This window comes from Caulobacter sp. FV1ye13L (assembly GCF_058681155.1).
Genome location: NZ_CM178732.1, coordinates 924900 through 948275, shown reverse-complemented (window position 1 = coordinate 948275; position 23376 = coordinate 924900). Strand labels below are relative to the sequence as shown.

Below are 23376 nucleotides of genomic sequence, written 5' to 3'. Positions count from 1 at the left end.
CTTCCTTGGTCGCGCGCCCTGCGTTAGCGTCCGGCCTCTTAACGAATAAAGACGGGAGAAGACAGATGAAGGCGGTTCTCAGCACGGTGGTCGGCGGCCCCGAAACCCTGGAATTGTCGGAACTGCCCGATCCCGTGGCCGGTCCCGGTCAGGTGCTGATCGATGTGAAGGCCTGCGGCGTCAACTATCCCGACGTGCTGATCATCGAGGACAAGTACCAGTTCAAGCCCACCCGTCCCTTCGCGCCGGGCGGCGAGGTCTCGGGCCTGATCGCCGCCGTCGGCGAGGGCGTGACGAAGTTCAAGGTCGGCGACCGCGTACTGGCCTCGACCGGCTGGGGCGGCATGGCCGAGAAGCTGGCCCTGGAAGAGGCCCGCTGCACCAAGATCCCCGACAACATGCCCTTCGATGAAGCGGCGGCCTTTATCCTGACCTACGGCACCTCCTATTACGCCCTGAAGGATCGCGGCAGCCTGAAGGCCGGCGAGACCCTGCTGGTGCTGGGCGCGGCCGGCGGCGTCGGCCTGGCGGCCGTGGAACTGGGCAAGGCGGCCGGGGCGCGCGTCATCGCGGCGGCCTCCAGCCAGGAAAAGGTCGATCTGGCCATCGCCCACGGCGCCGACAGCGGCGTGGTCTATCCGCGCGGTCCGTTCGACAAGGACGGCCAGAAGGCCTTGGCCAATCTGATCAAGGAGGCCTGCGGCCCCAATGGCTGGGACGTGGCCTACGACGCGGTCGGCGGTGACTATTCCGAAGCCACCATCCGCGCCGCCGGCTGGAACGGTCGCTTCCTGGTGATCGGCTTCCCGTCGGGCATTGCCAAGATTCCGCTGAACCTGACCCTGCTGAAGTCGTGCGACATCGTGGGCGTGTTCTGGGGCGCCTCGGTGGCCCGCGATCCGGCCGGCCATGCCCAGAACGTCAAAGAACTGATGGCCCTCTACGCCGAGGGCAAGATCAAGCCGCACGTTTCCGAGCGCTTCCCGCTGGAGCGGGCCGGCGACGCCATCGCCCACCTGGCCAGCCGCAAGGCCATGGGCAAGGTGGTTGTGACCAACGACTAGAACCCTCCGGGCCCTGACGGCGGACCGTTGCGTCGTCAGGGTTAAGGGGCGCTAAGGACGAAATTTATCGGGATGCTTACGAGCCATCCCCGAGACTGAACGCGGTTCTCACGAAAGCCGCAGATGTCGCAGACTGCCCGTTCCGTTTCGCCCCCGCAGGGAGGCGCCCGACCGTTCCGCCTCAAGCGGCGCGCCAACGAGCGGGTCAAGCTGCTGGGCGAGACCATGGACCTGGTGCGCCACGAGGAAGTCTTCCACTTCGTCGGAGCGCGGCTGAACCGGGGCGTGTCCTCGATCATCGCCAACCACAATCTTCACAGCCTGTACCTGGCCCGCAAGAGCGCCAAGGTCCGGGCCTTTTTCACCGTCGCCGATCTGGTCGAGGTCGACTCTACGCCGCTGCTGGCCTGGGCTCGGGTGATCGGGCGCAGCAGCCGGCAGTTCCACCGCTGCACCTATCTCGACTGGCGCGACTTCTTCTGGGCCAAGGCCCGTGCGGAAAACTGGCGGGTCTTCTTCGTCGGCGGCGCGCCGGGCGTGGCCGAGGCGGCGAGCGAAAAGATCCTGGCCGACCATCCGGGCGTCCAGCTCGAAACGCATCACGGCTATTTCGACGCCAGCCCCGGCTCCGACGAAAACGCGGCGGTGGTCGAGCAGATCAACGCCTTCAAGCCCCATATACTGCTGGTCGGCATGGGCATGCCGCGCCAGGAGATCTGGGTGCTGGAGAACCACAAGGCGATCACCAGCCCCTGCGCCCACTTTACCGTCGGCGGCGCCTTTGACTACGAGGCCGGCGTCCAGAAGGCCGCGCCCCGCTGGATGGGCCAGATCGGCGTCGAGTGGCTGTTTCGCCTGCTGGCCGATCCGCGCCGGCTCTTTTCGCGCTATTGCGTCGAGCCCTGGTTCCTGATCGGGCCGGCCATGGGCGACCTGCGCCAGGCCTTCCTGACCAAGCCCGCCGCCCAGATCGAAGGCGCGAGCGCCTTTCCAGGCTAGCCAAGCCCTTCGTCCTCCGCGAGTATGATCGCTGATCACCGATCCATCAGAGGTCGGGGCGGGAGCGCGAAGGAACAACGCAATGGCTGGACGTCTGAACGGCAAGGTCGCCGTCATCACTGGAGCTTGCTCGGGCATTGGCCTGGGCGCGGTCGAACTGTTTGTCGCCGAGGGCGCCAGCGTCATCGCCGCCGACATGCAGGAAGACAAGGGCGCGATGCTGGAGAAGCGTTTCCCCGACACCGTGCGCTTCGCCCGCTGCGACGTCACTGTCGAGGCTGACATCGCGAAGGCCGTGAACATGGCCAAGGACGCCTTTGGCGGCCTGGACATCCTGTTCAACAACGCCGGCCACGGTGGTACGCCGCTGGGCGTCGCCGACATGACCGCCGAGGGCTGGGACCAGACCTTCGCCCTGCTGGTGCGCGGCCCGGCCCTGGGCATGAAGTACGCCGTGCCGCTGATGCTGGAGCGCGGCGGCGGCTCGATCATCAACACCGCCTCGATCGCCGGCCTGCAGGCGGGTTTCGGCCCTCTGGCCTATTCGACCGCCAAGTGCGCCGTGATCCATCTGAGCCGCTGCGCGGCGGCCGAGCTGTCGCCCGACAAGATCCGGGTCAACGCCATCTGCCCGGGCCTGATCGCCACCTCGATCTTCGGGGCCTCGATGGGCCTGCCGCGCGAGGTCGCCGACCAGATGGCCGCCCGCGTCGCCGAGGTAGGTCCCAAGATCCAGCCCATCCCCAAGGCCGGCCTGCCCGAGGACATCGCCCGCGCCGCCCTCTATCTGGCCAGCGACGATTCCGAGTTCGTGACCGGCACCCACATCGTGGTCGATGGCGGCATCACGGTGGGCGGCCGCAGCAGCTGGGACAAGAACGCGCCCTCGCCCATCCTGTCGGCCATGGGCATCACGCCGGAGCAGGCCGAGCAGATGCGGATGGCCATGGCCCCCCAAGGAACCCAGGGCGGCGCGGCCGGGTGACGGCAAGCGCCCTAACACCCAACCTGCGTGGCGCGCTGTGGATGCTGGCCTCGGCGGTCGGCTTCACGGCGATGACCACCCTGATCAAGTATCTGGGCCCGGGCTATCCGGCCGCCCTGCAGACCTTCTACCGGCAGCTGGCGGGGGTGATCATCCTGCTGCCGCTGATGGCGCGCGACTGGCGGGGCACGTTCTACACCACCCGGCCGGGCATCCTGATCTTCCGGTCCAGCGCCGGGGTGCTGGCCCTGATCCTCAGCTTCTACGCCTATCAGGAACTGCCGCTGGCCGACGCCAACGCCCTGTCCTTCACCCGGACCCTGTGGCTGGTGCCGTTCGCCGGCCTGATCCTGCGCGAGCCGATCGGACCCTTGCGGATCTCGGCTGCCGTGGTCGGGTTTCTGGGGGTGCTGATCATGCTGCAGCCCGGCGCGGACGGTTCCGGCGGCTGGCTGGGCTGGCCGCAGGCGGCGGCCCTGGCGGCGGCGCTGCTGTTTGCCCTGACCATTACCGGCATGAAGGTGATGACCCGCGACCACTCGCCGTTCACCCTGCTGGTCTATGCGGCCGTGCTGGGCCTGGTGTTCTCGATCCCGCCGGCCCTGTTCGTCTGGCGCTGGCCCAGCCTGCCCGACCTTGGCCTGCTGGCCGCCATGGGCGTGATCGGCACCCTGACGCAGGGGGCCTATATCAAGGGCATGCAGGCGGGCGAGGCGGCGGTGATGGCCCCGATCGACTATACGAGGCTGGTCTTCGCCGTACTGGTCGGCTTCCTGCTGTTCCATGAGGTCCCCAAGACGGCGACCCTGATCGGCGCGGCCATCGTGGTGGGCTCAACCCTGTTCATCTCCTGGCGCGAGCACCAGGTGTCCAGGCGCGCGGCGGCCTTGACGGTTCAGGCGCCGGAATAGGCCCGCCGCCATTCGACGAACTTCGCGAGCCCATCGGCCAACTTGACCCTGGGCCGGTAGCCGGTCAGCGCGTGCAGCTTGTCGATATTGGCGAAGGTGGCGGTGACGTCGCCGGGCTGCATAGGCCGCATGATCTTGACGGCCTCGACGCCGAGCGCGGCTTCCAGCGTGGAGATCATCTCCATCAGCCCGACCGGATCGTTGTCGCCGATGTTGTAGACCTCGTGTCCGCCCTGGGCCGGCGGGTTGTCGAGGACGCCGACGATGCCGTCGACGATGTCGTCGATATAGGTGAAGTCGCGCGCCATCTCGCCCTCGCCATAGACCTCGATGGGCTCGCCCGAGAGGATCTTCTCGGTGAAGCCGTAATAGGCCATGTCGGGCCGGCCCCAGGGGCCATAGACGGTAAAGAACCGCAGGCCCGACTGGGGAAAGCCATATAGCGCTGCGTAGCTCTGGCTGATCAGCTCGCAGGAGCGCTTGGTGGCGGCATAGAGCGACACCGGCGTCTCGGCCGGATCCGTCTCCTTGAAGCCCGAGCCGTTGAGCGGCCGATCGCCGTACACCGAGCTCGACGAGGCATAGACCAGATGCTCGACGCCTGAGTGACGACAGGCTTCCAGCACCGCCAGATGGCCGGCCAGGTTGGAGCGCTCATAGGCGAACGGATTGTCGATCGAGTAGCGGACACCGGCCTGGGCGGCCAGATGCACCACCCGCCTGGCGCCGGAGGTCTTGACCAACTCCAGCAAGGCCTCGTGCTCGGCGATGTCCATCCGGACCATGGTGAAGCCGTCGCGGCCTTCCAGCCGCGCGGCCCGGGCCGCCTTCAGCGCCGGGTCGTAATAGGTGTTGAAGTTGTCGACTCCGACCACCGTCTCGCCGCGATCCAGCAGCCGCTCGGCCACATGCATGCCGATGAAGCCGGCCGCTCCGGTGACAATGATCGGCGAAGGCATGTCAGCCTCGTCCGATGCTGGCATAGGTGAAGCCGTGGCGGACCATCTCGCTGGGCTTGTAGACATTGCGCAGGTCGACGACGACCGGGCTGTTCATCAGGAGCTTCAGGCGATCCAGATCCAGGGCCCGGAACTGGTCCCATTCGGTCAGGATCACCAGAGCGTCGACGCCCTCAGCGGCCTCATAGGCGCCGGGCTTGAAGTCGACGCCCGGCAGCATGTGCGCCGCTTCCTTGGCGCCTTCGGGATCATAGGCCTGCACCGTCGCCCCCATGGCCTGCAGGGCCGGCAGGATGTCGAGGCTGGGGGCGTCGCGCATGTCGTCGGTATTGGGCTTAAAGGTCACGCCCAGTACCCCGATCGTCTTGCCGGTCAGATCACTCAAGCCGAGGGCGTCGGCGACCTTGGTCGCCATGGCCTTCTTGCGGGCGTCGTTGACCGCCACGGTGGTCTCGATCAGCTTGACCGGCGCGCCATATTGCTGGGCGGTGCGGACTAGGGCGATGGTGTCCTTCGGGAAGCACGATCCGCCATAGCCGGGACCGGCGTTGAGGAACTTGCCGCCGATGCGCTTGTCCAGGCCGATGCCCTTGGCCACCTGCTGGACGTCGGCCCCGACCTTCTCGCACAGGTCGGCCATCTCGTTGATGAAGGTGATCTTCATCGCCAGGAACGCGTTGGCCGCGTACTTGATCAGCTCCGAGGTCCGGCGACCGGTGAAGACGATCGGCGTCTCGTTCAGGCTCAGCGGGCGATAGAGGTCGCGCATCACGGCCTGGGCGCGCTCGTCCTCGGTGCCGACCACCACGCGGTCGGGACGCTTGAAGTCCTCGATGGCCGCGCCTTCGCGCAGGAACTCGGGGTTGGAGACCACCGCGAACTGGGCGTCGGGACGCACGCGCTTGATGATCGCCTCGACCTCGTCACCGGTGCCCACCGGGACGGTCGACTTGGTGACGATCACGGTGAAGCCGTCGATCAGGCCGGCGATCTCCTCGGCGGCGGCGTAGACATAGGAGAGGTCGGCATGGCCGTCGCCGCGACGGGTCGGGGTGCCCACGGCGATGAACACCGCGTCGGCGTTCCTGATGGCGTCGGCGCCTTCCAGGGTGAAGAACAGGCGGCCCTCGCGGACGTTGCGGGCGACCAGGTCATCCAGACCGGGCTCGAAGATCGGGATCTCGCCCTTCTCCAGCCTTTCGATCTTGCTCGGATCCTTGTCGATGCACGTCACCACGTGACCGAAATCGGCGAAACACGCCCCCGACACCAGGCCCACATAACCCGTGCCAATCATCGCTACGCGCATCGAAACACCCTGATCCGATTGATCATCGCCCGACGGGCGACGCTTGTGCCTAATCCAGCAATCGCGGCGCCGAGGCAAGCCGTCTGCCCTAGACGCTCAACCCATGACATCATCATGACGAACGTCTCGGTGGGTCACACCGGTCTTCCACCCCTGACCTAAAGCCGATAGCCAGAGGCCTGCATCGCGAGGGGAATTTCATGCAAACCGTTCTGGTGGCCGGGGGCGCTGGCTATGTCGGCTCCCACACCTGCCTGGCCCTGGCGGCGGCGGGCTTCAGGCCCGTGGTGTTCGACGACCTCTCCAACGGCCACCGCGAGCACGTCCAGTGGGGTCCGCTCGAAATCGGCGACATCCGCGACGCCGCCCGGCTGGACGCGGTGTTCGCCGCCCACAAGCCCGTCGCCGTCCTGCACTTTGCCGCCCGCATCGAGGTCGGGGAGTCGGTCAAGGATCCCGGCGCCTTCTTCGACAACAATGTGGCCGGCACGATCAACCTGATCGAGGCCGCCCGCCGGGCCGGCGTCGAGGCCATGGTGTTTTCCTCGACCTGCGCCACCTTCGGCGATCCGGTGAGGGTGCCGATGGACGAGACCCATCCGCAGAACCCGCTCAATCCCTATGGCCGCAGCAAGCTGATGGTCGAGCAGGCTCTGACCGACTATGGCCGCTATGTCGGCTTCCGCAGCACGGTGTTGCGCTATTTCAACGCCGCCGGCGCCGACCCCGAAGGCCGGATCGGCGAGTGGCACGAGCCCGAGACCCACGCCATTCCCCTGGCGATCCAGGTAGCTCTGGGGCAGCGGCCGCACTTCACGATCTTCGGCGACGACTACGACACCCGCGACGGCACCGCCGTGCGCGACTATGTCCACGTGCTGGACCTGGCCGACGCCCATGTCGCGGCGCTGAACCGCCTGCTCGGAGGCGCGACGAGCAGCAGCTACAATCTCGGCACCGGCCATGGCACGACGGTCAAGGAGATGATCGCCGGCGTGGAACGCGCCACCGGCAAGCCCCTGCCTGTGCAGATCGCCGCGCGCCGCTCGGGCGATGCGCCCATCCTGGTCGGCGACAACGCCAAGGCTCGCGCCGAGCTGGGCTGGACCCCGTCGCGCGATCTCGACGTGATCCTTGCAAGCGCCTGGCGCTGGCACCAGACCCAGGCCGCCGCAGGTCGGTGAAGGTTGATCAGGGATGATCCAGCCCTTGATCCGGCGGGATCATGGCCAATTGTCGCACGACCGCGCGTTGAAAGAGTTTATTTGTAACTCTCCCGGTATCGTCTGAGGGCTGTGATCCGGGGGAACCGCGTGTGTTGAAGGTTTTGGCCTGTCTGACGACCGAGCATGACTATCGGTTGGTCGGCGTGGCGGCGGTCGTTTGTTTCGCCGCCTGCTTCACCGCGTTCAGACTCTACTCACGCATGCGCGGCGCCAAGGGGCTCGTCAGAGCGGCCTGGCTGCTGCTCACCGGCCTGGTCTGCGGGTCGGGGGTCTGGGCCACCCATTTCATCGGCATGGTCGCCTACGACCCCGGTCTGAAAACGGGCTACAGCCCGACCGGCACCCTTTTGTCCCTGATGATCGCCGTCCTGTTCATCGGCTCGGGCTTTGTCGTCGCCTCGGCGCAGCGCACGCGCACCAATGACCTGGCCGGCGGCCTGATCCTCGGCATGGGCGTCGCCTCCATGCACTATACCGGGATGACCGCCTTCGTGACCCAGGGCCACATTGTCTGGGAACATGCGACGGTCGGCGCCTCGGTGCTGTTTGGCGTAGCCGGCTCTACGGCCGCTTTGATCCTCGCGGGCCGCGCTCGCAGCATCGGCAAACAGATCCTGGGCGGCGGGATACTGACCCTGGGCGTCTGCGCCCTGCATTTCACCGGCATGGGCGCCATCACCATTGTGCCCGACACTTCGATCGTGGTCCCCGAGCAACTGCTTTCGGGCGGCTTCCTGACCCTGGCCGTCACCAGCATCACCGGTCTGATCATCCTGGGCGGGCTCGGCGCCGTCGCGATCGAATCCCAGACCACACGCTCGGCCCTCGAACGCATCCGCCGCATGGCCAACGCCGCCTATGAGGGCATCGTGGTCGTCCAGGACGGCCGTATCAACGACGCCAACGCCGCCTTCTGCGAGCTGGTCGGGGCGCCGCTTGAAGAGATCAAGGGCAAGCCCCTGTTCGACGCGATCCTCACCTTCGACGGCGACGAGGCCTCCCGAGACGGCGTGCGCCGCGAAGGCTTTCTGCAACCGCTCGAAGGCGGCCGCGAAATTCCCGTCGAGGTGTTCTCGCGTCTGATGGACGACGGCGCCCGCACGGAGACCTCGGGCCTTACCGTGCTGGCGGTCCGTGACCTGCGCGAACGCCGCTCGGCCGAAGAGAAGATCCGCTATCTGGCTGAGCATGACGGCCTGACCGGTTTGCCCAATCGCAACTCGCTACAGACCCGCCTGGCCGCCGCCATAGAGCGCGTTGAGGCCTCGGGCGAGACCCTGTCGGTGATCTGTATCGACCTCGATCATTTCAAGGAAGCCAACGACCAGCATGGTCACCCGGCGGGCGACGCCCTGCTCGTTGAGACAGCCCGTCGTCTGCAGGATTCCATCTCGGCGCCCTCCTTCGCCGCACGGCTGGGCGGCGACGAGTTCATGGTTGTGCAGGTGGGGGCGGGCGACCAACCGACGGCCGCCGCCGAGCTCTCGGGCCGACTTCTGGACATTCTGGCGACCCCGGTCATGTTCGAAGGTCAGGACCTGGCCATGGGCGCCAGCCTGGGTGTCAGCCTCTACCCCGACGACGGCCGCACGACAGAGTCACTGATGGCCAATGCCGACATGGCGCTGTATCGCGCCAAGGAAGGCGGTCGCGGGATCTATCGCTTCTTCAAGCGCGAGATGGACGAGTCGATCCGCGAGCGCCGCGCCCTGGCCCGCGATCTGAAGCAGGGCATCGCCGACGGCGAGCTGGTGGTCTACTACCAGCCTCTGGCCCGGGCTTCCGATGGCGAGGTTTGCGGTTTCGAAGCCCTGGTCCGCTGGCAGCATCCGACCCGCGGCATGATCCCGCCGCTCGATTTCATTCCGGTGGCCGAAGAGAACGGCCTGATCGCCCCGCTGGGCGAATGGGTCCTGCGTCGCGCCTGCGCCGACGCCGCCGCCTGGGAGAAGCCGCTGCGCATCGCGGTCAACCTCTCGCCGCTGCAGCTGAACAACCCCGCCCTGCCGACCCTGGTGCACGAGGTGCTGATCGCCACCGGCCTGTCGCCCCACCGGCTGGAGCTGGAAATTACCGAGAGCGCGCTGTTCAAGGACTATCAGCGGGCGCTCGACAACCTGCGCCGCCTCAAGGCGCTGGGCGTTCGCATCGCCATGGATGATTTCGGCACAGGCTTCTCCTCGCTGTCCACCCTGCAGTCGTTCCCGTTCGACAAGATCAAGATCGACAAGAGCTTCGTCGAGAACATCCACCGCCATGACCGCGCGACCGTCATTGTCCGCGCTGTCCTGGGCCTGGGCCGCAGTCTGGAGATTCCGGTCGTGGCCGAGGGCGTGGAGACTCAGGAGCAGATCAACTTCCTGCGCAGCGAGGACTGCGCCGAGTTGCAGGGTTACGCCATCGGTCGGCCGGGACCGCTGCACACCCTCGACGCCTGGACCAAGGTGGCCCCGGCCCCGGTCGCCGCCCAGGCGCCCAAGCGCGCCAGGCGTTCCGCCGCCTGAGACCGATCAGCGACTGCGCTTCAGACCTCCAAGCAGGCCCCGCATGATCTCGCGCCCGGCCTGACTGGCGACGGTGCGCAGCAGCGACTTTGCGAAGGTCTCGGCCATGCCCTGGCGATTTGAAGCGCGGGGGCGAGGGGCGGCCCGGGTCTCGCGCGCCTCTTCCCGGGCCCGAACCTTTTCTTCAGCGATCCGGACCTTCTCCGCCTCGGCCGCGTCCTGGGCGGCTTCGCTCTGGCGAAGGGCGTCCTGGGCTCGGCCCTGCAGGACCTCATAGGCCGACCCGCGATCCTGGGCGGTGTCATACAGGCCGGCCACCGGGCTCCTGGCGATCAGCGATGTGCGCTCCTCCGGCGTCAGCGGCCCCAGACGCGAAGCGGGCGGGCGGATCATGGTCTTCTGCACGACGCAGGGCGCGCCTTTGGCGTCGAGGGTCGAGACCAAGGCCTCACCGACGCCCAGGCCCTGAATGGTCTCGGCCGTGTCGAAGGACGGATTGACCCGGAACGACTGGGCGGCGGCCTTCAGACCCTTCTGGTCGGCGGGCGTGTAGGCGCGCAGCGCATGCTGGATACGCGCCCCCAGCTGGCCGAGGACCGCGTCAGGAATGTCGGCCGGGTTCTGGGTGACGAAATAGATTCCCACGCCCTTGGAGCGGATCAGGCGCACGACCTGCTCGATCTTCTCCAGCAGGGGCTTGGGCGCGTCGTTGAACAGCAGGTGAGCCTCGTCGAAGAAGAACACCAGGCGGGGTTTGTCCACATCGCCCAGCTCAGGCAGTTCCTCGAACAGTTCCGACAGCAGCCACAGCAGGAAGGTCGAATAGAGCTTGGGTGACTGGATCAGCCTGTCGGCGGCCAGCAGGTTCACATAGCCGCGTCCAGCGACGTCGGTGCGCATGATGTCGGCGAGGTTCAGAGCCGGCTCGCCGAAGAAATTGTCAGCGCCCTGGCTCTGCAGGGTCAGCAGCTTGCGCTGGATCGCGCCCACCGTCGCAGGCGAGACATTGCCATAGAGCGTCCCGATGTCGGCGGCGTTGTCGGCGACATATTTCAGGCCGGCCTGCAGGTCCTTCAGGTCCAGCAGCAGCAGGCCGTCCTTGTCGGCGACATGGAAGACGATGGTCAGGACGCCTTCCTGCACATCATTGAGCTCCAGCAGGCGCGCCAGCAGGACGGGACCCATCTCCGAGATGGTTGTGCGGATCGGATGACCCTTCTGGCCGAACAGGTCCCAGAACACGGTCGGCGGGGCGGCCGGGGTCAGGGTCAGATCCATTGAAGCGGCGCGGGCCAGCATCTTCTCGTTGGGCGTCCCGGCCAGGGCGATGCCCGAAAGATCCCCCTTAATGTCTGCGGCGAACACAGGGACGCCGGCGTCCGAAAACGCCTGGGCCATGATCTGAAGGGTCACCGTCTTGCCGGTGCCGGTCGCGCCCGCCACGACGCCGTGCCGATTGGAGCGATCCAGGCGCTGGGTCACCGGACCTTCGCCCAGCCCGATCAGGATTTCGCCTTCACCAATCGACAAGGTCATATGCAACATCCTCCAAACTTGAGCACTGACCCTAACCGCGCCCTTGCGCCGCGCCAATCGCGGTAGGCAAAGTGTTACGATCTCCAGGAGTTCTTGAATGACCGTTTCGTCGTCCGCCGCCACTCGCAACGCCGTGGTCTTTCTGGCGGTGATCGCGGGCGGCGCGGCGCTGCTGTGGATGCGCGACATCCTCTCGCCCCTGGCCCTGGCGGTCTTCCTGGCGGTGATGATCGACAGCTTTTCGCGGGTGCTGACCATCAGGGCGCGCTTCCCCAAGCGCGTGGCCCTGCCGACCGCGATCGTCCTGTTGACCCTGCTCTTTGGCCTTTCGGTGTGGGTGGTGGCCGAAAACAGCGCCAGCTTTGTCGACCAGCTGAAGGCCTATGCGCCCAGGCTCAATGACGTGATCGCCAGGCTGGCCCACGCGGTCGGCATCCATGTCGCGCCGACCTTGAGTGACCTGATCACCCAGCTCGATCCGCAACGCTTTATCGGCGCTGCGGCCCAGAGCCTGCAGAACTTTGCCTCCAGCGCAGTGCTCGTTCTGATCTATCTGGGCTTTATCATCGCCTCGCGCCGGGGCTTCAACCGCAAGATCGTGGCCCTGTTTCCGCAAGGCGGCGAGCGGGACAAGGCGATGGTGCTGTTCCACCGCATCCGCGACGGCGTGGAGCAGTATCTGTGGATCCAGACGGTCACGGGCCTGATGATCGCGGTCGGCGCCTGGCTGGTGATGGCGTTGCTGGGGCTCGACAACGCCTTCTTCTGGGCCTTCCTGATTTTCCTCGCCAGCTACATCCCGATCCTGGGCGGCGCCATTGGCTGCTTCCTGCCACCGTTGTTCGCCATCGTGCAGTTTCCCGACAGCTTCCTGCCGGCGACGATCCTTTTTGTGGCCCTGCAGGCGATCTATTTCGTGGTCGGCAACATCGTCTTGCCCCGCATGCAGGGCGACAGCCTGAACATGGACCCGACCGTGGTGCTGTTGTCCCTGGCCGTCTGGGGCGCCCTGTGGGGCGTGCCCGGCATGTTCCTGTCGACCCCGCTGACGGTGGCCTTCATGGTGATCCTGGCCCAGTTTGACGGCTCGCGCTGGATCGCCATCCTGCTGTCCGAAGACGGTGATCCGCAGGGGGCGAGTGTAACCTCGGGCGGAGAGGCGTCGGAGGCTGAGACGCCAAGGTCGGCCGCCCGACAGAAAGTCGCCAAGGGGGACTTAAAATCCTGAACGTTGCGCCTATCTCTGTTTGGTCCGACACCCCCCGGTCGGACCCCCGCCCGACGCAGCCTGGTTCTCCGGCGCGTCCGAAGCGGAAAATGCCCGCCCGCTCCCCCCGGGCGGGTCTGCGCCGCCGGTTTCCCCCACCGGCGGCGCTTCCGTTTTCCCCCGACATTCCCGGCGCGCTCGAAATCCGCAAGATCCATGGCGGGTTTTCGATGTCCTGGTTGAATCACACCCCGAAAAGTCTAGGTTGTCGCCAAAAATTCGCGAGGAAATCTCATGGTCAGTGCAAAAAATGACCCCCAGGCTTCAATGGCGGGCGGCCAGTTGTTGACGGCTTTCGCCCAGGCTTTGGGTCATGCCGCCGATGCGCTGCCGGCTCAGGCGGCTCATTTCCTCGCCCAGGCTCAGGACGACTGGTCGGCCGACGAAATGCCGGGGTTCGACGCCGGCGATACCGCTCATGCCCTTGCCGATTTCTGGCGCTTTGGTCAGGACGTGACCGATGTGACCGAGCCGGCCATCCGTCTGCGTCAGGCGCGCAAGCCTGACGGGACCTACCTGCGCGGCGACCTCCTCGAGATCGTCCAGCAGGACCGACCCTTTTTGGTCGACAGCATCATGGGCGCAGTGGCCGAGGCGGGCTTTCAGGTCCGGGCCATGTTCCACCCGGTGGTCGAGGTTGGCGGCCAGCGCCGCTCGATGATCCAGATCTATCTGGCTTCCGTCGGCGAGGACCGCGAGGCGGCTCTGATCCAGGCTGTGGGCGAGGCCCTGGCTGATGTTCGCCTGGCCGTGCAGGACTTCGAGGCCATGCGCGGCCTGATGCGCCGCACGATCCTTGAGCTGCGCGACACCAAGGTCGCCATTCCGGCGGAGGCCCGGGCCGAGGACATGGATTTCCTCGACTGGCTGGCCGACGACCATTTCGTGTTTCTCGGCGCCCGGGTCTACGACTATCCCCGCACGAGCGACGGCGGCTATGCGGCCGAGGAGCCCCTGGATCGGCCGGAGGGCAATCTGGGCGTCCTGCGCGACGAGGTCCGCACTGTGCTGCGCCGGGGCAGCGAGCCGGCCATCCTGTCGCGTCAGGTCCTCAGCCATATCGAGATCGGCGACCCGATCGTGGTGGCCAAGTCCAACCTGCGCTCGCGCGTCCACCGTCGCGGCTACATGGATTATGTCGGGGTGCGCCGGTACGGCGCCGACGGCAAGCCCTCCGGCGAGGTCCGCTTTGTCGGCCTGTTCACCGCCGAGGCCTACGAGACTCCGGCTCATGACGTGCCGCTGATCCGTCGCAAGGTGGCGCACGTTCTGGACAGCGCCAGCAAGGATCCCGACAGCCACAACGGCAAGCGCCTGCGAAACATCCTGGAGACCTGGCCCCGCGACGAGCTGTTCCAGACGGATACCGACCAACTGCTGAGCATGGCTTTGGGGGTTCTGCACCTCTATGATCGGCCCCGCGTCCGGCTGTTCACCCGCCGCGACCCCTTTGACCGATTCATCTCGGCCTTGCTGTTCGTGCCGCGGGAGCGTTACGACTCTGGCGTCCGCGAACGGGCCGGCCATCTGCTGGCCGAGGCCTTCGGCGGCCGGGTCTCCGCCTACTATCCCAGCTTCTCCGACGCGCCGCTGGCGCGGGTTCATTTCATTGTCGGCGTCACGCCGGGCGATCACTACGAGCCGGACATGGCTCAGCTGGAAGCCGCCATCGCCGAGACCGCCCGCACCTGGGAGGACCGCTTCGAGGCGGCGATCCGTGACGGCGGCGCCCCGGGGCGGGTCGCCGAGACCCTGGCCCGTTACGCCGGCGCCTTCCCGCCCGGCTATCGCGACCAGTACGACGCCGCCGAGGCCCTGGCCGACATCGAGGTGGTCGACGCCCTGGCCGAAGGCGAGGCTGTTCGCGTCCGCGCCTTCCGTCGTCCCGAGGACAGCGCGACGACCTTCCGCTTCAAGCTCTATCGCCCCGGCGCTGCGGCGCCCCTGGCCGACGTTCTGCCGATCCTCGAGCACATGGGCCTCAAGGCGCTGATCGAGGACGGCCACAAGGTTTCGCCGACCTCCGACGGCGGCGCGCGCGCGCCCGTCTGGGTGCATGAGTTCGTCCTGGCCGACGAGCAGGGCGAGCACCTGACTTTCGCCGACGTCAAGCTGGCCTTCGAGGCTGCCTTCGTCGCCATCTGGACGGGCCGCGCCGAGAGCGACGGCTTCAACCGGCTGGTGCTGGAGCTGGGCATCGGCTGGCGCGAAGCGGCCCTGATCCGCGCCCTGGCCCGTTATCGTCAGCAATCGGGTCTCGATCCCAGCCAGGGTGTGCAGGAGCAGGCCCTGGCCGATCATCCCGGCGTCGCCCGTCTGATTCTCGACCTGTTCCAGACCAAGTTCGACCCGGCCGTCCTGGCAGATCTCAAGGACCGGCGGGAACAGGCCAAGGCCGTCGAGGCCAAGATCGGTGAGGCTCTGCAGGCTGTCGAGAGCCTCGACGCCGACCGCGTACTGCGCCGGATCGCCGCCCTGGTCGGCGCGATCCTGCGGACCAACTTCTATCAACCCGCCGAAGATGGTCAGCCCAAGCCCTATATCAGCTTCAAGATCGCCTCGCGCGAGCTGGAAGACCTGCCGGCCCCAAAGCCCTATCGCGAGATCTTCATCTCGGCCCCGCACATCGAGGGCGTGCACCTGCGCTTTGGGCCCGTGGCGCGCGGCGGCCTGCGCTGGTCCGATCGCCGCGACGACTTCCGCACCGAGGTGCTGGGACTGGTCAAGGCTCAGCAGGTCAAGAACGCGGTGATCGTACCGGTCGGCTCCAAGGGCGGCTTCTATCCCAAGCAGTTGCCGCGCGGCGGTGATCGCGACGCGGTCCAGGCCGAGGCGATCCGCGCCTACAAGACCTTCCTGTCGGGCCTGCTCGACATCACCGACAATATCGACGCCGACAACAAGGTCGTGCCGCCGCTATCGGTGGTCGTGCATGATGGCGAGGATCCCTATCTGGTCGTCGCCGCCGACAAGGGCACGGCGACCTTCTCCGACATCGCCAATGGCGTGGCCGAGGATTACGGCTTCTGGCTGGGCGACGCCTTCGCCTCTGGCGGTTCGGTCGGCTACGACCACAAGGTCATGGGCATCACCGCCCGCGGCGCCTGGGAGGCGGTCAAGCGCCACTTCCGCGAAATGGGCAAGGACATCCAGACCCAGCCCTTCACCGTCGTGGGCGTCGGCGACATGAGCGGCGACGTGTTCGGCAACGGCATGCTGCTGTCGAAGCAAACCAAACTGCTCGCGGCCTTCGATCACCGGCACATCTTCCTCGATCCCGATCCGGACACCGCATCCTCGTGGGTGGAACGCGACCGGATGTTCAAGCTGCCGCGCTCCTCGTGGGACGACTATGACCGCAGCAAGATCTCGGCCGGCGGCGGCGTCTTCGCCCGCAGCCTCAAGAGCATTCCCCTGTCGCCGGAAGTCCGTGCCCTGTTCGAGATCAAGGCCGAGGCCGTCTCACCGGCCGAACTGATGACCGCGATCCTGAAGTCCAGGGCCGAGCTGCTCTATCTCGGCGGCATCGGCACCTATGTGAAGGCCCAGGGCGAGAGCAACGCCGACGCCGGTGACAAGGCCAATGACGCCGTACGCGTCAATGGCGCGGACCTGCGGGTCAAGGTGGTGGGCGAGGGCGCCAATCTGGGCCTGACCCAAGCCGGCCGCATCGAATTCGCCACCGCCGGGGGGCACATCAACACCGACGCCATCGACAACTCGGCCGGCGTCGACAGTTCCGACCATGAGGTCAACATCAAGATCCTCACGGGCCTGCTGGAGCGAGGCGGTGAGCTGGATCGTCCCAGCCGCAACACGCTGCTGGCCTCCATGACCGATGACGTCGCCCATCACGTGCTGGAGCATAATTACGACCAGACCCTCGCGCTGACCCTGCTGGAAAGCGACGCCGCCAGCGAGGTCGACCCCCAGATCCGCTACATGGTCGATCTGGAAAGTCGCGGGCGCCTGGACCGCAAGGTCGAAGGTCTGCCGACCAATACGACTCTCCTCGAGCGCAAGCAGGCCGGCAAGGGTCTGACCCGACCGGAGCTGGCGGTGCTGCTGGCCTATGGCAAGCTGGACCTGTTCGATGAGATCGTGGCCTCCGACGCCCCTGACGATCCGTGGTTCGAAAGGACTCTGCGGGGCTACTTCCCCAAGGGCCTCAACCGCTATGCCGCCCAGATGCAGACGCACCGGCTGAAGCGCGAGATCATCGCTACGGTGGTCGGCAATCAGATGGTCAACATGTGCGGTCCGACCTTCGCGACCCGCCTTAAGGCCGCCGCCGGTTGCGACACCGACGCCCTGATCACCGGGTTCACGGCGGCGCGCGAGATCCTCGGGATCGACGCGCTGTGGGACCAGGTTTCGGCCCTGGACAACCACGCCTCGGCGGAGGGCCAGACGGCGCTCTACAAGGCTCTGTCCTACGCGCTGCGCAGCCTGACCTTCTGGCTGGCCAGGCGCGCATTCCGCGACAAGACCAAGGTAGAGGCGCTGGTCGAGAGCTACGGCCCTTCGGTCTCTGAACTGCGGGCCATGACTCCTGCCGTGCTCTCGGCCTTTGAACAGAAGGCCGTCGCCAAGCGGGTGAAGGCCTATGTCGCCGACGGCGCGCCGGAAGCCCTGGCCCAGGGCGTGGCGGCGCTGCAGCCCCTGACCATCGCCGCCGATCTCGTCGACCTTGCCAGCGCCTCCAGCTGGACCGTCAAGAACGTGGCGCGCCTCTATCACCAGACCGGGGCGGCCTTCGGCTTTGACCGGTTGCGCGGCGCGGCGGGCTCATTCGTCGGCGGCGACGCCTTCGAGCGCCTGGCTGTGCGCCGCCTGATCGAGGACCTGCTCAGCGAGCAGACGTCCATCACCCAGGCGGTGCTGAAGTTCTCGGCCAGCGCCCAGGCCGGCGAGGACGAGCTGTCAGCCAAGGCGGCGGTGACCTCTTGGGCCGCCCTGCGTATGGGTCCTGTCCGCTCGGCCAAGCGTACGGTGGAGGATATCGAGAACGCCGGCGGTGGCTGGACCTTCGCCAAGCTGACCATCGCCAATGCCGCGCTGCGCGAATTGGCCAACGCGGGTTAGGCGCGCCTGACGCGAAGGTTGTGGCGCGAGCCCAGGTCGGACTAGGCTCGCGCCACAATGCCTTGGGGGGCACATGGTCAAGAATCGCATCGTCCTGCTGGACTCCCTGCGGGGTCTGGGGGTGCTGGGCATCCTGCTGTGCAACGCGCCGGACTTCGCCGTCACGGCGGGCCTGGCAGAGTCGGTGCGCCACTGGCCGCACGGGACCGGAGCGGACACGGTCTCGGTCTGGGTCGCCACCCAGTGGCTGTTTCAGCGCAAGTTCGTCACCCTGTTCGCCATGCTGTTCGGCGTCTCGATTTTCCTGGTCGGCGGCGAGCGGTCCGAGATCGAGCGCGGCGCGACCCTGCGCAAGCGCCTGATGTGGATGGTGGTCTTTGGCCTGCTGCACGGCTTCGCGATCTGGTTCGGCGACGTGCTGCTCAGCTACGCCCTGGCCGGCTTTCTGGTGATGTTCGCCCGCTCCTGGTCGCCCAAGCGGCTGTTCAAGGTCGGGATCGGCATCTGGATCGGCTTCTCGCTGATGATGGCCGCCGGCATGGTCGCCTCGATGTTGATGCCGCACGATGCGGCCGAGGAAGCGGTCCAGGCCGCAAAGGAAGCCGCCACGAACAGCGCCGCCGCCGCTCAGTACGCCGGCACGTTCATGCAGTCGCTGATCCAGAACGCCAAGGACCGCCTGCCGCTGCTGGCTGGCGAGCCGGTCATCGTCATGATGACGGGCAGCCTGATGCTGATCGGACTGGGCTGCTTCAAGACCGGCGTCTTCACAGGCGAGGCCTCAAAGAAGACCTATGCGATCCTCACCGTCGTCGGCCTGCTGGCCCTGGCGGTCACCGGCGCGCTGTTCATCACCGTCGCCCTGACCGGCCTGCCCAGGCCGCTGGGCATGATCGCCGGCGTCGTCCAGATGGCCACCGCGCCCCTGATCACCCTGGCCTATGTCAGCCTGGTGGTGTTCGCCTCGCGGTCGGCGGGCTTCTGGAAGAAGATCCCCGAAATCCTCGCCCCCGTCGGCCAGATGGCCTTCACCAACTATCTGGCCCAGTCGTTCATCATGACTGCGATCTTCTATGGCGGCCGGGGCCTGAGCCTGCATGGCAAGGTCGACCGGCCCGGCCTGGCCCTGATCGTTGTGGCCATCTGGATCGCCCAGATTCTGTGGTCGAAGTGGTGGATGGACCGATTCAGCATGGGCCCGTTGGAGTGGTTCTGGCGCCGGCTCTATCGCGGTCCGACCCCGATCCTGCGGAGCAGGGCGGGAGCCTAGAGACTTTCCTGAACCGTCGGGGGAGCCGCACGGAAGACTGTCACGACTCAGTCAGGCCGCAGAATGTCAGCGCTAGGTGCGCCATCACCGTCATGCCCTTCCTCGCTGAGAAGGGCATGACCGGGTTGCGGGCTTCAGCGAACGCTGCGCGCAGGATGTGGATGGTCTCCGATCTCAGCCAAGGCAGGTGAGAGCCGACGCGTTTTACTGGTCAGACCGCCATCTTCAGAGGAATGGCCGGATCGGGCGCGACGTTCATCGCGGTCCATTGCAGATCGCCGGCGTAGCGCCACGCCATCCTGCCGGCCTCATCGAGGGCGAAGAGATGCAGCCAGCGATTGTCAAACAGCGAGCGAACGCTCTCATGCCGTTTGAGGATCTCGGTCATCGCCTCGCGCGGCGCTTCGATGCAGACAGACAAGCGAAGCGGCTCATGCACGTAGCGCTCGCCGTCATGCACGGATTGCCAAGGGAGACCGGCGCGCATCACGCCGCCCGCCCCCTCGACGACGCCGATGCCGCCGGTGACGTTGTGCAACAGCTTGTTGCCGCCGCCGAACACGGCGGGCGCCACGGTGGATCCGTAATACTGCAGGCTGATCCAGCTCGCGACGACCACGGGCGCCGTCAGGATCAGTTCCAGAACGCCAAAGCCCCGGTCCATCTTCCAGTCATAGTCATGAAGGAAGGCGCGCCCCTCAAGGGTCTTGCCCGCTGTCCGCCGACGGGGCGCGGCAATGAACGCCTTGCAACCGGCCAACGCCCATTCGGGCCGCACCTCAGCCCAGTCGCGGCTTCGATGCTTAACGCGCCCCTCCCCCCCGGCTCTTGGCAGGCGTAGCGCCCGTTCGCCTCGTGAAATGACGCCTGCCGCCTCCAGGCAAAGCTTCGCCTGGCGGATATCGTGCTGACGCGGCGCCGAGGGATGATCGTCCGCATAGAGTGTGACAGCGTCCGTCGTGGTGTCATGCAGAGCGCCGAGGAACAGCGTATCGGCTGGAATCTCGATCCCTTCCGATGACAGGCCCGAGCGCACCTCCGGGTCATTGAGCAACGTCGCCAGCAGCCGCGCATTGACCTCGCCGGAATAGCCGCCGCAGGCCCCGCAGTGAAGGCCGCTGGCGTGGGGGTTGTTGACGACGTTCGCGCCGTGTCCGGCCAGCAGCACTAGGCGCGCAAAGTTGCTTGTGAGCGACATGGCCCGCAGCACAGTCTCGGCGGTCTTGGTCCGCGTTGCCAGATCAAGAGCGGGATCAAGACGGGGCGCGGGATCATGGGGCGCGGCCGTGGCGTGAAGTCCCAACGCATCGCTGACGAGTTTGCTGACATAAACCGGGCCCGTCGCCTCGACGAAGGCGAAGGAGGAGACGGCGGCGAGCTTGAAGCGACCCCAGGCCCGCTTCGCGCGAGCCTTGAACCGCGCCGATTTGTCCGCCTCGGCGTCATCGGGGCCGCCAGAACACGTGGTCAGGCCCGGATTGAGAAGCACGGGCAACCGGTGCTCCTGCACATCGGATGCAAAGCGGCGATGGGAGGCCGTCAGCCCGAAGAACCCTGCGAACCCCAGGGTCTGGACATCCGGATTGACCGACTCCAGCGCCCGCCGAAAGACCTCGGACCGGACATCGATACAGAATGCGGCCTGGAGCGCGGGTCGTTTGCCCGTCGCAAGTGTCCCCGGCGCCGCGAGCGTCTCAGCCAGGGCCCGCTGCGCCGAGCGCTCCAACGCGTCCTGCAGGATGGCGTCCACCACATGGTCGGCCGTCGGTCTGACAGGCGCCGCATGATGGGCGACAATCGCATTCCAGCGATCTGCGATCTTCGCCTCGTATCGCTCAAGGAGGGCCGCTTCCCAGATCAGACGGATAGCCAGAAAGTCGCCTATGGTTGGGTCTTCAGCGCCGCCCAGCTCCGCCTGCCAGAGCCGGTAGCGGGCATATTGCGCCCAGCCGCCCAGCGTCATCAGCATCTGGTGGAAATAGGTTTCCAGGGCCTCTGCCGGAATGGCGATCCGCTGCGTCACGCTCGCAATTGCGCCCGAAGCCGTTTCCGGGGCTTCGGAAACACGGGTGGCAAAACCCGCCAGACCGACGATCTCGGGCGTCAGATCATGGGTGGCGACGGCGCGCCAGGCGGCGTAGGCGCCTCGACCGCGTGGGGCGGCCCAGAGCGCCTGGCCCTCATCGAAGTATCCTGCCGCCCACGCCCCGAAGCGCTCCGCGATCAACCCTGGCCAGTCGATTCCCGACACCTCGGCGGCGAGATCGGCGATCGTCGGCAGCGCTCCAGCCGTCGGTTTCGAGACATGGGCGGCTGACTTGAGCGCGGCGAGGCTTGCAGGACGCGGCGTCTGCAGCGCGCTGGCCAAGGCCTCCGACAGATCGCCGTCTGTGATGACGCCGCTGGCGATCCGCTCCTGGTACCAGCCTCGGGGCATGGTAACCGCGACGCCCGATACTCGCGCCAACCGCGCGGCGACTGTGGCGAGGGTCTCATCGGTCTGGCCGAGGAACGGATTGACCGCAACGCTAGACGCCAGTGGCCAGACCGGAGGGATGGCCCGGGCGGCGCGCTCAGCGGCGGCGTCCAGTTCTAGGGTGTCGAGCATGATCGGAGTCTCTGAATTCATCATTTCGTCCTCCAGGCGGATCAAGTGGCGTTGCGCAAACGCCAGCCGCCGAGCAGCCGATCGAACACCGCGTTGGCGTAGAAGCCGTTGGAGAGATGCACGCGCAGCCCTGCGGCGGCCGGGTGATAGGCCCAGAGCGGAAACATCGCCTGGACCACGGCGACGAGGCCGAAACTGACGACCGCGAGCATGATCAGCGCCCATTGCAGCGGCCCCGGCGCCGGAGCGGCGGGCAGGACGCCAGAGGTCAGCCAGATGGCAAGGACCTGAAGCGCGAAGTAGCTGACTGAGGTGGCGACGGCGTAGACGATTGTGCGCCGGGTCAGGGCCCTTGGCGCCGCGTCAGCAAGGCCCTGCGCCAGCATGTAGGCGACGCCGAAGATCAGAATGGCGCCCAGGGCGATGGCTTGCGGCGACTTGTGCTGGAACACGAACCCGAAGCCCAGCCCGACCACGGCATAGATCGCCAGGGCTAGAAGAAAGGCGCGCCCGACTGCGCCGGCCTTTGGAATGGCCACGGGACCTGGCCTGCGATTGGCGGCGATCAGGTCGACCGCCCCGCCGGAGGCCAGGAAGGAATGGGCCTTGTAGAGCGAGTGCGCCACGATGTGCAGCAAGGCCAGCGGAAAGAGCGCGAGCCCGCACTCCAGGATCATGAAGCCCATCTGCGCGACCGTCGACCAGGCCAGCGAGGTCTTCACCGCAGGCTGGGTCAGCATCACCAGACCGCCGAAGAGCGCAGTGAACCCGCCGACCACCACCAGGACCGCCAGAACGCCTGGGGCCAGCAACATCACGTCAGCGAAGCGGATCAGCAGAAACCCGCCGGCGTTGATGACGCCCGCGTGCAGAAGCGCCGACACCGGCGTCGGCGTCTCCATCGCCTCGGTCAACCAGCCGTGCACGGGGAACTGCGCCGATTTCAGAATGGCCGCCGCTGCGAGGAAGCCGGCCGCCGCGATCGCGAGTCCGCCGCCATTTCCGGCGCGCGCGCTGCTCAGGATCTGCGCGATGTCGGCTGTGCCGTAGGCCAGGGCCAGCAACACCGCCGCAGTGATCAGGGCCGCGTCGCCAAGGCGCGCGGTGACCAGCTTCTTGGCGGCTGCGCGCTGGGCGGCGACGCGTTCCGGATAGAACAGCAGAAGCCGGTGCAGAAAGACGCTCGTCGCGATCCACGCCAGAACCAGCTGGACCAAATTGCCCGAGAGCACCAGGAGAAGCACCGAGGCCAGCGTCATGCAGAGCCAGCCGGTGAACGCGCCCTGTCGGGCCTCGCCGTCCATGTAGGTGGCGGTGTAGCGCACCACGACCCAGCCAATGAATGAGACCAGCAGGAACATCACGGCGCTGACGGCGTCGAGCCGGAGGGACAGACCGATGCCGTGCAGCCCGATCAGGCGGCTGTCCTCCGACCCGTACAGGACAAGCCCTCCCGCCGAGATCGCCGCGACCACCAGGGCGACAACGGCTGCGCCTTCAGCCAGCCGAGGAAGGACGCGAGGCCTGCGGCCGGGGGTGATGAAGCCGACGGCGGCGCACATCAAAAGCGCCAAGGGCGCGGCAAACGGCAGGAGATCGATTGGCACTGGTTTTTCCCACTCACCGCCTGTTGCAGGCCGGGTGCCGACTTAG

At 66.8% G+C, this 23376-nt stretch carries 14 protein-coding genes; 9 read left to right on the top strand and 5 right to left on the bottom strand.

Features of this window, described 5'->3' with window-relative positions; all coding sequences use genetic code 11:
- Window positions 1–65 precede the first annotated feature (65 nt).
- The 4 genes from ACW176_RS04330 to ACW176_RS04315 all read left to right on the top strand — a co-directional run bounded on the left by ACW176_RS04330 (window position 66) and on the right by ACW176_RS04315 (window position 3959).
- The gene (locus tag ACW176_RS04330; RefSeq protein ID WP_419319116.1) at window positions 66–1064 is read left to right on the top strand and encodes an NADPH:quinone oxidoreductase family protein; all 999 of its coding nucleotides are present in this window, start codon (window positions 66–68) and stop codon (window positions 1062–1064) included.
- A 123-nt stretch (window positions 1065–1187) separates the two neighbouring features.
- A complete protein-coding gene (locus tag ACW176_RS04325; RefSeq protein ID WP_419319115.1) occupies window positions 1188–2063 on the top strand; it encodes a WecB/TagA/CpsF family glycosyltransferase in 876 nt (291 codons plus the stop codon).
- A gap of 82 nt (window positions 2064–2145) precedes the next feature.
- Window positions 2146–3048: an SDR family NAD(P)-dependent oxidoreductase gene (locus ACW176_RS04320; RefSeq protein ID WP_419319114.1), complete on the top strand. Its 903-nt coding sequence runs from the start codon at window positions 2146–2148 to the stop codon at window positions 3046–3048.
- Window positions 3045–3959: a DMT family transporter gene (locus tag ACW176_RS04315; RefSeq protein WP_492111029.1), complete on the top strand. Its 915-nt coding sequence runs from the start codon at window positions 3045–3047 to the stop codon at window positions 3957–3959. The genes ACW176_RS04320 and ACW176_RS04315 overlap by 4 nt, the downstream gene beginning before the upstream one ends.
- Here the strand turns inward: ACW176_RS04315 and ACW176_RS04310 are convergent.
- Window positions 3944–4918: an NAD-dependent epimerase/dehydratase family protein gene (locus ACW176_RS04310; RefSeq protein ID WP_492111028.1), complete on the bottom strand. Its 975-nt coding sequence runs from the start codon at window positions 4916–4918 to the stop codon at window positions 3944–3946. The two genes, ACW176_RS04315 and ACW176_RS04310, sit on opposite strands and share 16 nt — an antisense overlap.
- Window position 4919: 1 nt before the next feature.
- The gene (locus ACW176_RS04305; protein ID WP_492111027.1) at window positions 4920–6227 is read right to left on the bottom strand and encodes a UDP-glucose dehydrogenase family protein; all 1308 of its coding nucleotides are present in this window, start codon (window positions 6225–6227) and stop codon (window positions 4920–4922) included.
- Between the two features lie 200 nt (window positions 6228–6427).
- Here ACW176_RS04305 and galE point away from each other — a divergent pair, with 200 nt between their 5' ends.
- Both galE and ACW176_RS04295 read left to right on the top strand, forming a co-directional pair.
- The gene (galE, locus tag ACW176_RS04300) at window positions 6428–7411 is read left to right on the top strand and encodes a UDP-glucose 4-epimerase GalE (protein WP_492111026.1); all 984 of its coding nucleotides are present in this window, start codon (window positions 6428–6430) and stop codon (window positions 7409–7411) included.
- Between the two features lie 131 nt (window positions 7412–7542).
- Window positions 7543–9957, top strand: coding sequence for an EAL domain-containing protein (locus tag ACW176_RS04295; protein ID WP_492111025.1), 2415 nt, complete (start codon window positions 7543–7545; stop codon window positions 9955–9957).
- A gap of 6 nt (window positions 9958–9963) precedes the next feature.
- Here ACW176_RS04295 and ACW176_RS04290 read toward each other — a convergent pair whose 3' ends face one another.
- Window positions 9964–11493: a helicase HerA-like C-terminal domain-containing protein gene (locus ACW176_RS04290; protein WP_492111024.1), complete on the bottom strand. Its 1530-nt coding sequence runs from the start codon at window positions 11491–11493 to the stop codon at window positions 9964–9966.
- A 97-nt stretch (window positions 11494–11590) separates the two neighbouring features.
- Between ACW176_RS04290 and ACW176_RS04285 the strand changes: the two genes are divergently transcribed.
- From ACW176_RS04285 to ACW176_RS04275, 3 genes are all read left to right on the top strand, one after another.
- Window positions 11591–12721 carry an AI-2E family transporter gene (locus tag ACW176_RS04285; RefSeq protein WP_492111023.1) on the top strand — a complete coding sequence of 377 codons (1131 nt, stop codon included), beginning with the start codon at window positions 11591–11593 and terminating at the stop codon, window positions 12719–12721.
- Window positions 12722–12994: 273 nt separating this feature from the next.
- Entirely contained in the window at window positions 12995–17845 is a 4851-nt protein-coding gene (locus ACW176_RS04280) for an NAD-glutamate dehydrogenase (RefSeq protein ID WP_492111022.1), read from the top strand.
- 73 nt (window positions 17846–17918) lie between these two features.
- Window positions 17919–19115: a DUF418 domain-containing protein gene (locus ACW176_RS04275; RefSeq protein WP_492111021.1), complete on the top strand. Its 1197-nt coding sequence runs from the start codon at window positions 17919–17921 to the stop codon at window positions 19113–19115.
- A gap of 211 nt (window positions 19116–19326) precedes the next feature.
- On the opposite strand, the gene ACW176_RS04270 is transcribed toward ACW176_RS04275, so the two are convergent.
- Both ACW176_RS04270 and ACW176_RS04265 read right to left on the bottom strand, forming a co-directional pair.
- Window positions 19327–21723: a YbcC family protein gene (locus ACW176_RS04270; protein ID WP_492111020.1), complete on the bottom strand. Its 2397-nt coding sequence runs from the start codon at window positions 21721–21723 to the stop codon at window positions 19327–19329.
- Between the two features lie 41 nt (window positions 21724–21764).
- Window positions 21765–23330, bottom strand: coding sequence for a proton-conducting transporter transmembrane domain-containing protein (locus ACW176_RS04265; protein WP_492111019.1), 1566 nt, complete (start codon window positions 23328–23330; stop codon window positions 21765–21767).
- Window positions 23331–23376: the final 46 nt, after the last annotated feature.

Coding starts and splice junctions, on each gene's coding strand:
- ACW176_RS04330 (WP_419319116.1), top strand. CDS start 66: ATGAAGGCGGTTCTCAGCACGGTGGTCGGCGGCCCCGAAACCCTGGAA.
- ACW176_RS04325 (WP_419319115.1), top strand. CDS start 1,188: ATGTCGCAGACTGCCCGTTCCGTTTCGCCCCCGCAGGGAGGCGCCCGA.
- ACW176_RS04320 (WP_419319114.1), top strand. CDS start 2,146: ATGGCTGGACGTCTGAACGGCAAGGTCGCCGTCATCACTGGAGCTTGC.
- ACW176_RS04310 (WP_492111028.1), bottom strand. CDS start 4,918: ATGCCTTCGCCGATCATTGTCACCGGAGCGGCCGGCTTCATCGGCATG.
- ACW176_RS04305 (WP_492111027.1), bottom strand. CDS start 6,227: ATGCGCGTAGCGATGATTGGCACGGGTTATGTGGGCCTGGTGTCGGGG.
- galE (WP_492111026.1), top strand. CDS start 6,428: ATGCAAACCGTTCTGGTGGCCGGGGGCGCTGGCTATGTCGGCTCCCAC.
- ACW176_RS04290 (WP_492111024.1), bottom strand. CDS start 11,493: ATGACCTTGTCGATTGGTGAAGGCGAAATCCTGATCGGGCTGGGCGAA.
- ACW176_RS04285 (WP_492111023.1), top strand. CDS start 11,591: ATGACCGTTTCGTCGTCCGCCGCCACTCGCAACGCCGTGGTCTTTCTG.
- ACW176_RS04280 (WP_492111022.1), top strand. CDS start 12,995: ATGGTCAGTGCAAAAAATGACCCCCAGGCTTCAATGGCGGGCGGCCAG.
- ACW176_RS04275 (WP_492111021.1), top strand. CDS start 17,919: ATGGTCAAGAATCGCATCGTCCTGCTGGACTCCCTGCGGGGTCTGGGG.
- ACW176_RS04270 (WP_492111020.1), bottom strand. CDS start 21,723: ATGCTCGACACCCTAGAACTGGACGCCGCCGCTGAGCGCGCCGCCCGG.